This is a genomic window from Luteitalea pratensis (assembly GCF_001618865.1).
Taxonomy (GTDB): Bacteria; Acidobacteriota; Vicinamibacteria; order Vicinamibacterales; family Vicinamibacteraceae; genus Luteitalea; species Luteitalea pratensis.
On the sequence record NZ_CP015136.1, the window covers coordinates 291,461 to 306,342 of the forward strand.

At 68.2% G+C, this 14,882-nt stretch carries 12 protein-coding genes; 6 read left to right on the top strand and 6 right to left on the bottom strand.

Annotated elements, in window-relative coordinates:
- Window positions 1-2,967 (bottom strand): PAS domain S-box protein, encoded by a 2,967-nt coding sequence (locus LuPra_RS01255; RefSeq protein ID WP_162271271.1) that lies wholly within the window; start codon window positions 2,965-2,967, stop codon window positions 1-3.
- Between the two features lie 100 nt (window positions 2,968-3,067).
- Between LuPra_RS01255 and LuPra_RS01260 the strand changes: the two genes are divergently transcribed.
- Complete coding sequence (locus tag LuPra_RS01260; protein WP_110169083.1) at window positions 3,068-4,360, top strand: dienelactone hydrolase family protein; 1,293 nt, start codon at window positions 3,068-3,070, stop codon at window positions 4,358-4,360.
- A gap of 25 nt (window positions 4,361-4,385) precedes the next feature.
- Here LuPra_RS01260 and LuPra_RS01265 read toward each other — a convergent pair whose 3' ends face one another.
- Together LuPra_RS01265 and LuPra_RS01270 are read right to left on the bottom strand one after the other, a co-directional pair.
- The gene (locus LuPra_RS01265; protein WP_110169084.1) at window positions 4,386-5,834 is read right to left on the bottom strand and encodes a serine hydrolase; all 1,449 of its coding nucleotides are present in this window, start codon (window positions 5,832-5,834) and stop codon (window positions 4,386-4,388) included.
- 134 nt (window positions 5,835-5,968) lie between these two features.
- Window positions 5,969-6,469 carry a hypothetical protein gene (locus LuPra_RS01270; protein WP_110169085.1) on the bottom strand — a complete coding sequence of 167 codons (501 nt, stop codon included), beginning with the start codon at window positions 6,467-6,469 and terminating at the stop codon, window positions 5,969-5,971.
- Window positions 6,470-6,641: 172 nt separating this feature from the next.
- Between LuPra_RS01270 and LuPra_RS01275 the strand changes: the two genes are divergently transcribed.
- Entirely contained in the window at window positions 6,642-8,591 is a 1,950-nt protein-coding gene (locus LuPra_RS01275; protein WP_157898606.1) for a winged helix-turn-helix domain-containing tetratricopeptide repeat protein, read from the top strand.
- A 560-nt stretch (window positions 8,592-9,151) separates the two neighbouring features.
- Entirely contained in the window at window positions 9,152-9,937 is a 786-nt protein-coding gene (locus LuPra_RS01280) for a DUF899 domain-containing protein (RefSeq protein WP_110174463.1), read from the top strand.
- A 64-nt stretch (window positions 9,938-10,001) separates the two neighbouring features.
- On the opposite strand, the gene LuPra_RS01285 is transcribed toward LuPra_RS01280, so the two are convergent.
- A complete protein-coding gene (locus tag LuPra_RS01285) occupies window positions 10,002-10,829 on the bottom strand; it encodes an MBL fold metallo-hydrolase (protein ID WP_110169087.1) in 828 nt (275 codons plus the stop codon).
- On the bottom strand, window positions 10,826-11,860 hold the full coding sequence (locus LuPra_RS01290) for a cobalamin-independent methionine synthase II family protein (protein WP_110174464.1): 1,035 nt from the start codon (window positions 11,858-11,860) through the stop codon (window positions 10,826-10,828). Before LuPra_RS01290 ends, LuPra_RS01285 begins: the two co-directional genes overlap by 4 nt.
- A 55-nt stretch (window positions 11,861-11,915) precedes the next feature.
- On the opposite strand from LuPra_RS01290, the gene LuPra_RS01295 reads away from it, so the two are divergent.
- From LuPra_RS01295 to LuPra_RS01305, 3 genes are read left to right on the top strand one after another with little or no spacing between them, the layout of a single operon-like run.
- Complete coding sequence (locus LuPra_RS01295) at window positions 11,916-12,698, top strand: SDR family NAD(P)-dependent oxidoreductase (RefSeq protein WP_110169088.1); 783 nt, start codon at window positions 11,916-11,918, stop codon at window positions 12,696-12,698.
- Window positions 12,695-13,591, top strand: a complete 897-nt coding sequence (locus LuPra_RS01300) for an ROK family protein (RefSeq protein WP_110169089.1) — start codon at window positions 12,695-12,697, stop codon at window positions 13,589-13,591. The genes LuPra_RS01295 and LuPra_RS01300 overlap by 4 nt, the downstream gene beginning before the upstream one ends.
- Window positions 13,588-14,370: a sugar isomerase domain-containing protein gene (locus tag LuPra_RS01305; RefSeq protein WP_110169090.1), complete on the top strand. Its 783-nt coding sequence runs from the start codon at window positions 13,588-13,590 to the stop codon at window positions 14,368-14,370. Before LuPra_RS01300 ends, LuPra_RS01305 begins: the two co-directional genes overlap by 4 nt.
- Window positions 14,371-14,380: 10 nt before the next feature.
- Here the strand turns inward: LuPra_RS01305 and LuPra_RS01310 are convergent, their stop codons facing one another.
- Window positions 14,381-14,881: a DUF5655 domain-containing protein gene (locus tag LuPra_RS01310; RefSeq protein ID WP_110169091.1), complete on the bottom strand. Its 501-nt coding sequence runs from the start codon at window positions 14,879-14,881 to the stop codon at window positions 14,381-14,383.
- Window position 14,882 lies beyond the last annotated feature (1 nt).

A 14,882-nucleotide genomic window follows, 5' to 3' on the forward strand; every position in this document is an offset into this window, starting at 1 on the left:
TCAGGTTCCCGACGCGACCGCCTGCCCGCCATCGAGCAGCTCGCGAACCTTGCGCGCCAGGGCTTGAGGCGTGAACGGCTTCTGCAGGAACGCGTCGGCCGCGGCGTCCAGACCGTGCCGCACGACGGCGTCGTCGGTGTAACCACTGATGTACAGCACGCGCAGCGCCGGCCAGCGCCCACGCAAGGCCTGCGCCAGTTGACGGCCGCCGATCCCTGGCATGATCACGTCGGTGATCAACAGCTTCACGTGCGCGAGCTCGTGTTCCATCGACCGCGCTTCGCGCGCCGATGCGGCCACGCGCACGCGATAGCCCTGTAGCTCGAGGGACACTCTCGTGAAGCGTCGTACGGCTTCTTCGTCCTCGACGAGGAGCACCGTCTCGTGCCCCCGCGGCGACGCCTGCGCGCTTGCCTTCGGGGGAGGCTCGCTCGCCGACTCCAGCGCCGGGAACATGACGTGGAACGCCGTTCCGCGTCCCACCTCGCTGTCGACCAGCACGGTGCCGCCCGCCTGGCGGACGATGCCGTAGACCGTGGCCAGACCGAGTCCGGTGCCTTTGCCGATGCCCTTGGTCGTGAAGAACGGCTCGAACAGGTGCGACTTCACCTCGTCGGACATGCCGATACCGGTATCGGAGACGATCAAGCGCACGTAGCGGCCCGATGTCGTGTCAGAGGACTCGCCTTTCAGCCCGACCGGCAGCAACGTTTCCTTCGTGGCCACCCGCAACTGGCCGCCGGTCGGCATCGCATCGCGGGCGTTGACGACGAGGTTCATCAGCACCTGTTCGAGCTGGCCCGGATCGATGCGGATCTTCGGCAACGAGGGCGCGAATGTGGCCTCGAAGCGCACGTCCTCGCCCACGAGCCGCTTGAGGAGGCGGACAGCCGAGGCGGTGGCCTCGTTGAGGTCGAGCACCTTCGGTTCGACAATGGCCTTGCGACTGAACGCGAGTAATTGTGCGGTCAGGGCGGCGGCCCGTTCACCGGCATCGCGGACTTCCGCCAGCGACTCGCGTCGGGGCGACAGCGGCGGCTCGTCGTCGAGCAGCAACGCGGTGTAGCCGTTGATCACCGTGAGCAGGTTGTTGAAGTCGTGGGCGACGCCTCCCGCCAGCTGTCCGATCGCCTCCATCTTCTGTGCCTGCCGGATCTGCTCGCCGAGCCGGCGCTCTTCGGTGATGTCGCGGGTGAAGCCGTAGATGGACTGCTGGTCGAGGAACGCAATCGCGTTCCACGAGAACCAGCGGTACGAACCATCCCTGGCCCGATAGCGGTTCACGAACCCGTACACGCGTTCACCGCGGCGCAGTTGATCGCCGACGATCCTGGTTGCCTCGACGTCGTCGGGGTGGACGAACGACAGCCAGGGTTCCGCTTGCAGTTCCTCGGCCGTCCAGCCCAGGCGCTCCGTCCACGCCGGGTTGAGATGATGCAGGTAGCCATCGAAGCCGGCGATGCACACCGGGTCGGGCGAGTTGTTCCAGAGATAGTCCCGCTCCTGCTGTGCAGCCTTGCGGTCGGTGATGTCGGTCGAGATGCCGCAGAGCGCGTAGGGTACGCCGTTGCCCCGAAACAGTGGAAACTGCGTCGAAAGCATCGTGATGTGGCGACCGTCCCGGTCAGTGCCTGTCTCCTCGACCTGACGCGGGCGCAACGTCTCTCGCACGATCTGGTCGTTGCGTTCGAACTGGTCGGCCATCTCCGGCGTCACGAGTTCCCGTGCGGTGCGGCCCATCCAGTGGTCGTAGGGCAGGCCGAGCAACTCCACCACCTGCCGATTCACGAACTGGTAGCGTCCGTCGAGATCCTTCAGGTAGACGAGCGCCGGCGAGGCGTCGAGTACGTTCCGGAAGCGCTCTTCACTGTCGCGGACGGCCTGCCGTACGAGCCCCGCCTCGATCGCCGCCCGCGCCAGGTGCGCCGCGCCGGCCACGGCGAGCGCATTCGTCGAACCATCAACGGCGGTGTCTGAACCGGAACCGCCCGACTGCGCACCGGCCACGATCGCGAAGGCGTGTGGATTGGGCGGGCCGGCCTCGTGTCGGTACACGGCGAACGTGCCGAGCACCCGCCCGGTCTCCATGCCAGGCACGTTGCCGCTGGCCAGGATCGGCACGGAAATGCACGAGCGCAGATCGTGCGCCAGGGCCAGTTCGCTGAAGCTCTGCCACACCGGGTCGGTGGCGATGTCCGACGTGACCACGGTACGACCGAAAAATGCCGCGGAGCCGCACGACCCCTGGTCTGGCCCGATGGGCTGCCCCTGGATCGCCGTGTTGTACGCGGACGGCAGCGAAGGCGCCGCGCCGACGCGCAGGCATCCGGTCCGGTCGAGCAGCAACACGGAGCAGAAGGAGCCAGGCAACTGCGCCTCGACCATCTGCACCACGTCGGCGAGCGTCTCCTCGAGCGGTGTGTCGCGCGCGATCAGCTCGAGGATGCGGTTGTGCCAGATGAGCGCATCTTCCGTCCGGCGGCGCGCGTTCGCGGCGCTGGCGGCATCACGGGCGCCGCGCCGGCGCTCCTCGGTCTGGCGAGACGTGTCCGGCGCGATCCGCGCCGCGGACTTCCCGTCCTTGCGCGCCGTGATGTCCTCCGCGATCCCCACCACGCCGCCCGTCGTGCCATCGGGATGCCGCAGGAGCCGGACCCGCGCGTCGAGCCAGAGGCGCGAGCCGTCGCTCCGCAGGTCCTCGCACTCGCCATCCCAGTCGACGCCATCGAGCATGGCCCGCATCAGGGTGGGCAGATCGGTTCGCGAGTGTTGGGGGAGGCGCTCGAGCAGCGGCCGTCCGACGATCTGCTCGGCGCTGCAGCCGAACACGCACACGGCGCCGTCGTTCCAGTAGGTGATACGGCCCGTCGTATCGGTGACGACGACGGCCTGACGGACGGCCGTCAAGACCAACGCTGCGAGCGCGGTCGCCTGCTCAGGCAGCGGGAGCGTGCGCGACGGAGTCATCGATGGGGATCGTGGCCGATCATCGACTGTGGCTATCGGAGGTGAGTATAGACCTACCCGTTCCGGAGGGCGCCGGCATGCCGCCAACGTATAGTCGGCCATGCCCGCCAGCCTCCCTGTGACACGCCGTCAGTTCCTGGATACGCTCGCCGCAGCGCCAGCGACCGCTGCATGGAGTCGCGGCCTGGAACGTCCATCGTCGAGGGCGCAGCCGGGGGCTGTCGCTGAAGGGGCGCCGCCGGACCTGCCGCGCAGCCTCCGCCCCGCGGAGGCCGACCTCGGCGCCAACTTCGAGGCCGTCCGCGCCATCGATCCCGGCGCGTCCTATCCGGGGTCCTTTCTCTCCGGGCGGTTCGCATCGCTCGACGCCTTCACGACCCAGGGTCGCGCGTCCATCCTCGACGCGTACGGTTATCGTCCCCCGCCTGTCGCGCCTGCTGCCGAGGTGCTGGACCGGTTCGAAGGGGCCGATTTCATTCGCGAGAAGGTCCTGTTCTCCACGACGCCGCAGTTCCGCGTGCCCGCGTACGTGCACATCCCGAAGCGACTGACCGGGCCGGCGCCGGCCATCGTCGACCTCCACTCGCACGGTGGAATGTTCCTGTTCGGCAAGGAGAAGGTCATCGACTTCGGGCGCAACCATCCGGCGATGACCACCTACCACACCGGCAACTACGAGAGCCGGCCCACCGCGACGGCCCTGGTCAAGCGCGGCTACGTCGTGATCACCATCGACGCATTCATGTTCGGCGAACGCCGCGTGCTGATGGACGGCGACTTGTCAGCGGGCTGGGAGCGCGCGGCCTACACCGTCGACGATGTGCAACGTCTCAACCAGGTGTGCCGGGCGAAGGAGTCGACGCTGGCCAAGACGCTGACCGTTCTCGGCATCAGCTGGCCCGGGATCGTCGCGTGGGACGACATGCGGACGGTGGACTACCTGCTCACCAGGCCGGAGGTGGATCCTGCACGCGTGGGGTGCGTCGGCGTGTCGTTCGGCGGCTGGCGGTCACTGTTCCTCTCCGCGCTCGATCCGCGCATCCGCGCGGGCTGCATCGTCGGCTTCATGTCCACGATCCGGTCGATGTTGCGGCGGCATGTCGATACGCACTCGTGGGTCCACTTCGTGCCAGGCCTGCACCGGCACCTCGATCTGCCCGATGTCGTGAGCCTGAACGCGCCGCGGCCGCTGCTCGTGCAGCAGTGCCGTCGCGACGGGCTGTTTCCGCTCGAGGGGATGGAGGCGGCGGTGAAGACGGTGGCGGAGGCCTATGCGAAGGCAGGCATCGCAGAGCGCTTCACGAGCCGGTTCTACGACGTCCCGCACCAGTTCAACGTGCAGATGCAGGAGGATGCCTTCGCGTGGTTCGACACGCAGTTGCGTCGCGACTGATCGAGTCGGACGCCCTACCGCCCTCCTACGGCTGGCGCTGCCCGGCCGGGCCGGTCGTCGCGGGCGCTGCCGACGGCGCGGTGTCGGAGATGCGTCGGCTCCGCTCGGGTGTGTCGCTGCCGTCGCCGTAATAGAGGAGCGTCGCGTCCTTGCCGTCTGCGCTGACGTCGAAGCGAACGAACGTCAGGCTGTTCTCGAGAAAGAACTCGGTAGCGGATGCGGCTTTGATCTCCACCTTCGGCCGGCCTCCGCGCTGCAGATAGATCCTGGAGCCCTCGACTGTCACTGTACGCCGTACGTCGCGCGCGTCGTTGCTGTACGTGCCGACGTACCGTGCCAGGACGGATGACTCGACGGTGATCGCCGTGCGCTCCGGAAAGGGCTTGCCGATGGCCATGGCGGCGAGCCGCCGGGCAAGGTAGCCCGGTGCCACCCTGGGGTTGTCGCTGTTGCACAAAACGACGACGTAGACGTGTTCCTGCGGCAGGCGCAACGCGTACGTCGAGAAGCCGGGGATTCCGCCCCCATGCTCGATGGCCTGTTGCCCGCGCATGTCGCCCACCTGGAAGCCGTAGCCGTACCGGGTGGAGGAGCCGTCTTTCAGCAGGTACGGCGTCCACATCCGTGCCAGTGACTCCGCTTTCACCACGCGATCGGTGTAGAGCGCCGCATCCCAGCGGGCGAGGTCGTCGAGGGTCGAGACCAGCGAGCCGGCTGCGTAAGGCTGCGTCATGCTGAGGAACTGGCTGTTCTTCACGACGCCGTCATCGCGCGTGTAGCCTTGCGCACGGCCGCGGATGATTGGCTCGTTGCTGCCGTAGAAAGTGCGCGTCATGCCGAGTGGCGTGAAGATCCGCGTGGTGAGGAACTGCTCGTAGGTGGTGCCCGCCGCCTTCTCGATGATCGCGCCGAGCAGCACGTACGCGGAGTTGTTGTACGCGTAACGAGTCCCGGGGGCGAACTGCATCGGCTCCTTCTTGAACGCATCGACGAGATCCAGGACCGCCATGTCGGCCCGGATGCGACCCGGGAACCAGCCGGGAATGTCGGTGTAGCTCTGGATGCCCGAGGTGTGGGTGAGCAGGTGCTCCACCGTGATCACGTGTCCCTGGGTCGGATAGCCCGGAACGTATTTCTCGACCGGATCCGTCAGCGAGACCTTGCCCTCCTCGACCAGCATCATGATCGCCGCGGCCGTGAACTGCTTGGTGATCGACCCGAGCCGGAAAATGGTGTCGGGCTGCAGCGGCACGCCGAGTTCCATGCTGGCCATGCCGATGGCCTTGCGGAAGAGCACCTTGCCATCCTTGACCACCAGGACCGCCCCACCCGGCTGATCGGGCACGAAGGCGGCAGTGACGACGGCATCCAGTTCCGCCGCGGCGGGCTGCGCGAACGCCGGTGCGGCGGGCAGTGAGACCAGCAGGGCAGCCAGCGAGCAGGTGGTGGCCAGGGCGTGCAGCAATCGAGTCATCGCGTCTCCGGACCATGCCGACGGGCGTCGCAGGCAGGGCCGCTGGCTCTACCTACGTCGACCGTCCGGCACTGGTTCAGTTGACACCCTGCGTGGGCGCCGAAGGTGGCCGAGCCAGGCCCTCCGTTCCGGGCCTACTCGAATCGATGCCCCGTGGCCGTCGAGCAGCCCGAACGGTACAGTGTGCCGTCGGTCCGGTAGAACGCGTTGGTGCCTGCTGACGACAAGGTGTCACGGTCGAGCAACTCGGCAGACTGCTCGACCGTCTGCCATCCCGCTTCCTGGAAGCCGGGCACCGTCGTGAAGTTGATCAGCGCCGTGAACTTCTGGCTGAAGGTCTGCCCCGCCTCGTGGCGCCACTTCCCATGTCCAGGGCTGCGCTGCCCCGGCGCGAACCCGGTGCCGCCAGCGGTCTCGCTCATCGTGCCCCCCGCGTGAAACGTCACGAGCCCCGTGATTGGCGTGACGCCGGGCACCGGCGCGCCGGTCGCGCAGATGATCGGCGTCACCTGGATGTACCACGTGCCCTCGATCGTTCGTCCTTCAGACCCACTCGGCTGCGCCATTGCCACGCCGCCCGTCGTCAGCCCGGCGAGCATCGTTGCCATCCCGATCTTGTGAAATGTCGAGGCCATGCGTGTCTTCTCCCGTCGAATCTCTCGCACCTGTGCGGGGCGAGGCGGGGAGAGTGTGATCGTCCACGCGCCCGGTCGCCATGGAGCGCGACTGGAGAAGATCTGGCGATTTCCTGACGCCGTAAGTGGTGCGCTCTCAGCGGCTTGTGAGATGGTTGTGGCGCACACCACCATGTCCCAGCCCGGTCCACGCGCGTCGTACCGCCTGCGGGACGTCGTCCTCGACGTCGGCGCCTACACCCTGCGCCGCGACGGACGCGTCATCCGCCTCGAGCGGCAGCCCATGGACCTGCTGATCCTGCTGGTCGAACGCCGCGGGCAACTGGTCACGCGAGCGGAGATCGTCGACGCCCTGTGGGGGCAGGACGTCTTCGTTGACGTCGAAACCGGCGTCCACACGGCGATCCGCAAGATCCGCCAGGCCTTGCGTGACGCGCCTGACGCGCCCACGTTCATCGAGACCGTTCCGGGGAAGGGCTATCGGTTCGTCGCTCCCGTCGAGGCCACGGCGATGGCGGCCGTCTCACCCTCCGCGGCACCGGCCGGCAGCCCAGTCGCGCAGGTGGCGCAGGAGCTTCCACTCCTGGCCGATGAGGTGACTCCGGGCCGGACTCGTCGCGAGTGGGTGCGATCGGTCGCGGCGGTTGCCAGCCTCCTCGTGGCCCTCGCTGCCCTGGCAAGCTTCGTCGGCTGGCCGGCGACCCGCCGCGTGGGGGTCACCGAACCTGACGCGGCGCTGACCATCGCGGTGCTGCCCTTCGAACTCCTGGGTGGCGACCCGGCCAACGCCTATCTCGCCGACGGCCTGATGGAGGACACCATCGCGTCGCTGGGCCGGATCGATCCCGGCTGCATCACGGTGATCGGCCGCACGTCCATGCAGGCCTATCGTCGCACGACCAAGTCGATCGCCGAGATCGGTCGCGAGCTCGGCGCCGACTATCTCGTGGAGGGCTCGGTGCGCGCCGAGGGGGAGCGATTGCGGATCACGAGCCGGTTGGTTCGCCCGGCCGACCAGGTCCAGGTGTGGTCGCAGTCCTTCGATCGGGTCGTGGGCAGCACGTTTGGCATCCAGCAGGAGTTGAGCCGGTCGATCGCGGACCAAGTGCACATCCGGCTCTCACCCGCCGCCAGTGAGGCGCTCGACCGCCGGCATTCGCGCAACGAGGAGGCGTTCGACCAGTTCCTGCGTGGCCGGGCTGCGTTCCATCACCGCACGCCCGAAGGCATGCGGGATGCCGTCGCCGCGTTCCAGCGGGCCACCGAGCTTGATCCGGAGTACGCCCTGGCCTGGGCGAGTCTCGGCATGTCTCACGCGACCCGCGCCATCAACGCCGACGCCGACCCCCGCGTCGCGCTCCGGTTGTCGCGAGAGGCCGCGCAACAGGCGGTGAAGCTCGATTCCGATCTGGCCGAAGCACAGTACACGCTCGGCTACGTGCGCTGGCTGCTCGAATGGGACTGGGACGGTGCCGAGACGGCATTCCGTCGCGCCACTGCGCTCGATCCGAGCTTCGGCCTCGTACACCAGTCGCTGGGACGTTTGCTCTCGCAATCGGGCCGACACGCCGACGCGAACGCGGAACTGCGCCGCGCACGAGAACTCGATCCCCTCGATCCGGTACCGGCGGCGATGTCGTCGCAGGCGGCGTTCCAGGCAAGGGACTTCCGTGCGGCGCTCGAGCTCGCCCATCGGACGATCGCGATCAATCCTGGCTTCTGGTACGGCTACCAGATGCAGGCACAGGCCGAAGCACAACTCGACTCGACCGCCTCGGCGATGCAGTCCGTGCAGCGCGCGATTCAGCTATCCGGACGCAACAGCAAGCCCGTCTCGCTACACGGCTACTTGCTCGGCCGGAACGGTCAGGCCGCCGAGGCGCGGGCGCTGATTGCCTCGCTCGAGGCGCAAGCGGCAAAGACGTACGTGCCTCCTTACACGATGGCGCTCATCCAGGCCGGTCTCGGCGACCGCGACGGCGTGTTCGACTGGCTCGAACGTGCCTACGCCGTGCGCGACGTCCACCTGATCTACCTGCCCGTCGACGTGAAGTGGGACCCCTATCGCTCCGATCCGCGTTTCGCCTCGATCCTCGCGCGCTGCGGCTTCACGACCCGCTAGGACCCGCTACGCAATGCCGGAATGCCGGAATGCCGGGAATGTCGAAGGCCCGGGTGTAGGCGTCGAGCTTGCTCGACGCTCGCTGCGATCGCCCGTCGACCAAGGTCGACGGCTACGTGAGAATGCCGAACGCCGAATAGCGAAGGCCCAAGGCCCAAGGCCGATGGCCGAAGGCCCTGTGGTGTAGGCGTCGAGCTTGCTCGACGCGATAGATCGACGTCGGGCTGGGACAGCCCGACGCTACCTCGGCGAATCCCGAATCCCGACTCCCGACTCCCGACTCCCGACTCCCGAATTGGCCCACCGATGATTCCGTGCCCCGGCGCCGGTCAATCAGGCAGACGGACGTGTCAGGGCTCAGTCCAGACCGTGCGTCTCATCGAGAAGAAACGGAGGCCATCGCCATGTGTCCAGCGTGCATCACGTCGTCCACCACCCTGCTTGCGGGCGGACTGTCCGCTGGCGGACTGGTGGCCTTCCTTGCCACGGCGTTCGGCGGCCGAGTCCGCGCGTCGACGTCAGGCCAGGCCGGTAATGCGGAGCCCAGATCGGAGCACACCATGGAAGGTCCAGCAATCGTGACCCACGACAAGTGGCTGACGGCGCGTATTGCGCTGCTCGAGAAGGAAAAGGCGCTGACGCGCGCCAGGGACGCGCTCGCGGCCGAACGTCGGCAGTTGCCGATGGTGAAGGTCGAGAAGCGATATGTCTTCGACACCCCCGACGGCCCGCGCACGCTTGCCGAGCTGTTCGATGGTCGGAACCAGCTGGTGGTGTACCACTTCATGTTCGCGCCGGGGTGGGTGGAGGGGTGCCCGAGTTGCTCGCTGCTCGGCGATCACCTCGATCCGAGTGCCGTCCACCTCGCGCAGCGGGACGTCACGGTTGCCGTCGTCTCGCGGGCGACGTTGCCGGAGATCAACCGCTTCAAGCGGCGCATGGGATGGCAGTTCACCTGGGTGTCATCGCATGCGTCGGACTTCAATCGTGACTTCCATGTCTCGTTCACGCCCGATGACGTTGCCAGCGGACGGGGCATCTACAACTTCCGCGAGCAGGGATTCCCAGCCGAAGAGGCGCCGGGCTTCAGCGTCTTCTTCAAGGACGACGCCGGGCAGGTCTACCACACGTACTCGACGTACGCGCGCGGCGGCGAGCCCTTCATCGGCGTGTACACGTTCCTGGACATGGTGCCGAAAGGTCGTGACGAGGACGGCCTCGCGTTCACGATGTCGTGGGTACGCCATCACGACCGATACGACGAGTCGTATCGCGTGGATCGGTCGCGCCAGTACGCCCAGCCTGCCGCGAAGGCCGACTGTTGTGACCCACTGCAGCCCGCATGAGGGAGTTGGGCCGGGCTCGCAGAGCCAGCCCTACCAGCGCGTTCGCACGAGTCCGATGTCGGCGTCAGATGGCGCTGCTGGACCACTGTTCGCCGCAGTGCAGGACGACGGCGCGCTGACCGGCGGCACGGCAGGCCTCGACGAACGTCGCCGGGTCTGCCGTGTTGAACGCGAACATCTCGTAGTGGCAGGGAATGGCCACACGCGCCCCGATGTCGTGCGCGAGCGCGGCCGCCTCGCCGGCGTCGAGGTTCCCGGCGACGCGACGCTCCGGCGCCCGTCCGTTGATCGGGAGCAGGGCGACGTCGACGGCGTGAGGGCGCAGCGCGTCGGCCATGCCCTCGAAACGCACGGTGTCGCCCGAGTGATACAGCGTCCAGGCGCCGCAGCGAACGACGTAGCCGACGTATTGCGGATCGAGCGCCTCGTGCGCTGCTGGAACGGCCTCGATGCGGAATGGGCCGACGTCCACGTGCTGGCCGATGGCGAGCCCCACCAGCACCTGGGGGTCGATCTGCAGGCGGCTCGCCACCAAGCCCCTGTTCGGTTCGGCGACGACGATCGCCAGGCCGGGATTGGCGTGCCGCAGCGGCCCCAGCGTCTCCGCGTCCAGATGGTCGGTGTGGTTGTGGCTCGACGTGACGATGTCGATGAAGTCGAGGCGAGCGGGATCGATCAGACGTTCGGTCATCCGCACATGCGGCTTGTCGGTGTTCGCGTACTTGGCGGTGAGTGCATCCGACAGGTACGGATCCAGCAGGAGGTGGGCGCCGTCGAACTGCACAAGGAAGCCACTCTGCCCGAGCCACCAGAGGCGCACGTGTCCGTCGCGCGCGTCAGCGGCGCCGATGTCGAGCAACAGTTCGTCGTCCTTCTGCACCGGCACGATCACGGCAGCGCGAGCTCCTCGCGCACCCGCCGGACGCCCTCGACCATGGTCGCGAGCTTGCGTTTCGCCGCCCAGCGCGCGGTCTGGCTGAGGCCGCAATCCGGCGCGAAGGCCAGCCGCTCCGGGCGTGCGAACGCCAGGCAGCGGCGAACGCGGGCGGCCACATCCTCGGGCGTCTCGATGTAGTAGCTCTTCACGTCGATGATGCCAACCGCGACGTCCATGCGCTCTGCGATGCCTTCGATCACCTCGAGCTCCGCGAACTCGCGACTTGCCATCTCCACGTGCAGCTCGTCGACGTGCGCGTCGAGGAACGCCGGGAAGAGCGGCGCATAGCTGCGCGGCGCCACCGCGCGGGCCTTGAAATTGCCGAAGCACAGGTGCGTCGAGAGCCGCGTGCGGCCACGCACGCCCTCGACCGTGTCGTTGAACAGGGTCACGAACCGTCGTGGATCCTCGCGATGCGCGTAGCAGCTCATCGACGGCTCGTCGACGCAGACATCGCGGCAGCCTGCGGCCACCAGCGCCTCCAGTTCCGCACGCACGATCGGCATCAGGGCCTCGGCGACTGCCCAGCGATCCGGATAATGACCCCCGGGCACGAGGCGGCCGCTCAGCGTGTACGGGCCGGGCACGCTGGCCTTGAGTCCGACACCGGCTGGCGCGAGGCGTTGCAGCCGCCGAAAGTCCTCGACGGTACCGAGGCCTCGCGGCGCCAACAGGTCTCCGATGACTGCGTGCTTGCCTCGTTGATCGTGCCCGGGCGGCCCGAACCGCCGCCGCGACGCCCCTTCGGGCGCCAGCCCCTCGAGGAAGCCATAGAAGGACAGGTTGAAGTCGAGGCGCGTCTGCTCGCCGTCACTGATGGCGTCGAGCCCGGCGTCCGCCTGATCCTTCACGGCGACCGCGACCGCATCCTCCACCATCTCGGCGACATCATCGACGCCGAAGGCCTCCATGTGTCCGGTGGCGAACTCGAGCCACGCGGGGAACGGGTAGCTGCCGATGACGGTCGTGCGCAGGGCGTGCGGCATGCCCGTAGTGTAGAAGGCTTTGACGAGGGTGGATGCCTGTTCCACACTGTCGCGCATGCAGACCGGGCGTCTCGATGGCCTGTCGGTCGTGGTCGTCGGCGGGACGTCCGGCATGGGCCTGTCGTCCGCCCTCGCGTGCCTCCGTGAAGGCGCGCAGGTGACGGTGGCCGGACGCGACGACATCCATGCGGCGAACGCTGCGGAGCGGCTCGGCCCGGAGACGCCCTGCGTCCTCGGCGATGCCACCGATGCTGAGCTCGCCCCCCGCGTATTCGCAGCCGCGCTCGAGCGGTTCGGGCGTGTGGACGGCGTCTTCCACGTCGCCGGCGGCAGCGGCCGACGGTTCGGCGACGGCCGCCTGGATCAGCTCAGCGATGAGGGCTGGCAGCAGACCATCGACCTGAACCTCACGACGCTGTTCCACACCAATCGAGCAGCCGTGCGGTATTTCCTGGGCGCCGCGCACGGTGGCTCGATCGTCAACATGGCGTCGGTACTGGCGTTTGCGCCCGCGTCGGCACATTTCGGGACGCATGCGTACGCGGCTGCCAAGGCAGCAGTCATCGGGCTGACGACCAGTTGCGCCGCCTGCTACGCGAGTCGGGACATCCGCTTCAACGTCGTCGCACCGGCGCTCGTGGATACGCCCATGGCACGGCGTGCGGTCGGTGACCCGGAGATCTCCGCCTACATCGCCCACAGGCAACCGCTCGACGGCGGCCGGGCCGCCAGGCCCGACGACGTGGATGGCGCGGTGGTGTTCCTGCTGTCGCACGAGGCGCGATTCGTGACCGGCCAGGTGCTCGCCGTCGACGGTGGCTGGTGCGTGAGCGCATGAGTGCCACGGCGATCGGCATCGACATCGGCGGCACCTTCACCAAGATCGTCGTGCTCGATGGCGACGGGGCGGTCGTCCATCGCGAGCGCATGCCAACCGACCCCGGCACGGCCAGTCGCCTGCCTGGCGACGTCGGTCGCGCGATCGAACGCATCGAGTCTGCGTTCGGTGCAACCGATGCCATCGGCATCGCGTGTCCGGGGCTGGTCCGGCGGCAGGGTGACGCGGTCCACTGGATGCGCGGCCGCCTCGATGTGCTCGAGGGCCTCGACTGGACTCGCGCGTTGGACCGGCGCGCCCCGGTACGCGTCATCAACGACGCACAGGCGGCCCTGGCGGGGGAGTGCGCGATCGGCGCCGGCCGCGGCTGCCGCGACGTCGTGCTGATCACGATTGGCACCGGCGTCGGCGGCGCGATCATGTGTGATGGCCGCGTGCTCTCGGGCCACGTCGGCCGTGCCGGTCACCTCGGGCATATCGCCCTCCAGGTCCCTGGCGACAAGGACATCGTCAACACGCCGGGAAGCCTCGAGGACGCGATCGGCAACTGCACGATCGCGGCGCGCACGGGTGGGCGTTTCACGACGACGGCCGACCTGGTGGCGGCACACCGGCAGGGCGACGTGGACGCCACGCGGGCCTGGGAAAAGAGCGTGATGCTGCTGGGCGCCGGCCTGGCGTCGATCGTGAACGCGGTCGATCCGGCGCGGATCATCCTCGGCGGCGGCATCGCCACGCACGCCGGTGATGCGCTGCTGGTGCCATTGCGACACTGGATGGATGAATTCGAATGGCGCCCGTGCGGCACGGGTGTCGAGATCGTCATCGCCACACTCGGCGAAGAAGCGGGCGCCATCGGGGCCGCGGCGCACGCGAGGGAGCAGATCACATGACCCCGTCGGATCAATACCTCCTGGCCTGTGCGGGCCTCGTGGACACAGTGCGACGCCAGCACCAGGCCATCGTCACGGCCGCGGACTGGTTCGCGCGCAGTATCGTCGCGGGGCGCATGGTCCACGTGTTCGGATCGGGCCACAGCCGGATCATGGTCGAGGAGATGTGGCCGCGCTATGGGTCGTTCCCGGGTTTCAACCCGATCGTCGAACTCTCGCTCACGTTCCACAATCCGGTGGTCGGAGCCAACGGGCAACGGCAGGCGATGTTCCTGGAGAACGTCTCGGGGCTGGCCGAGCGGATCCTGCGCAACTTCGCCCTCTCGCCGCAGGACTCGGCACTCGTGATCAGCTCGAGCGGGTGCAACGTCGTACCGATCGAGATGGCGGAGGAGTTCCAGCGCCGGGGCGTCCGCGTCGTGTCGATCATCAGTCGCGCCCACAGCGACGCGAGCACGAGCCGGCGTCAGGACGGCCGAAAGCTGCAGGACTTCTCCGACGTGGTCCTCGACACCGGGGCGCCCGTGGGCGATGCGATGGTACGGGTGGAGGGCCTCGACACGCCGGTCGCGCCTGGCTCGACCGTGGGCGGCTGCCTGCTCGTGAATTGCCTGAAGGCGGAGATCGCGCACCGGCTCACGCAAGCCGGCCACGCCCCGCGGGTGCTCACGGCAAGTGCGCTCATCGGCGCCGAGCGGGCCACGACGTTGTTCGAGTCGGCTTACGACGAGCACGCCCACCGGCTGTCGCGCCTCTTTGCGACCGCCGGGCCCTCTTGACGGTTCGGCGTCAGCGCTTCTTCGCGCCTCGTGCCTGCGGTGGTGGGGTGGTCCTGGTCGCGGCCACGCGGCCACGCGCCTTGTTCACCATCGCACCGCTCTCGGCGACGAGTTCATAGGCCTCGCGCATCCAGTCCGTGATCGGGGCTTCGACCTCGTCCCGGTGCGTCACGCGCAGCAGGTTCGCGACCCGGGTGCTCGACGCTCGATCGGCGCGGCGAATCCTTGGCCCGGTCAACGCCCGATCGAGGAAGATGCAGACCTCCAGCCACGCGCGTTTCGGGCGCACGAAGAAGTAGCAGGCACGCCGCGCGAACATGATCGAGTGGTGCGACGCGTAGATCCGCTGCTCGCCCAGCTCCGTCGCGGCCTCGCGCAGCCGGTCATACGCGTCCTGCAGGTCCTCGTGCAGGTCCCGCGTCAGCGCCGTTTCGGTGGCCGACCAGCAGTCGTGCGTCTCGCCTGCGGCGATCCACTGCTTGCAGTGATGGCACTCGTGTCCGCGCTCCATG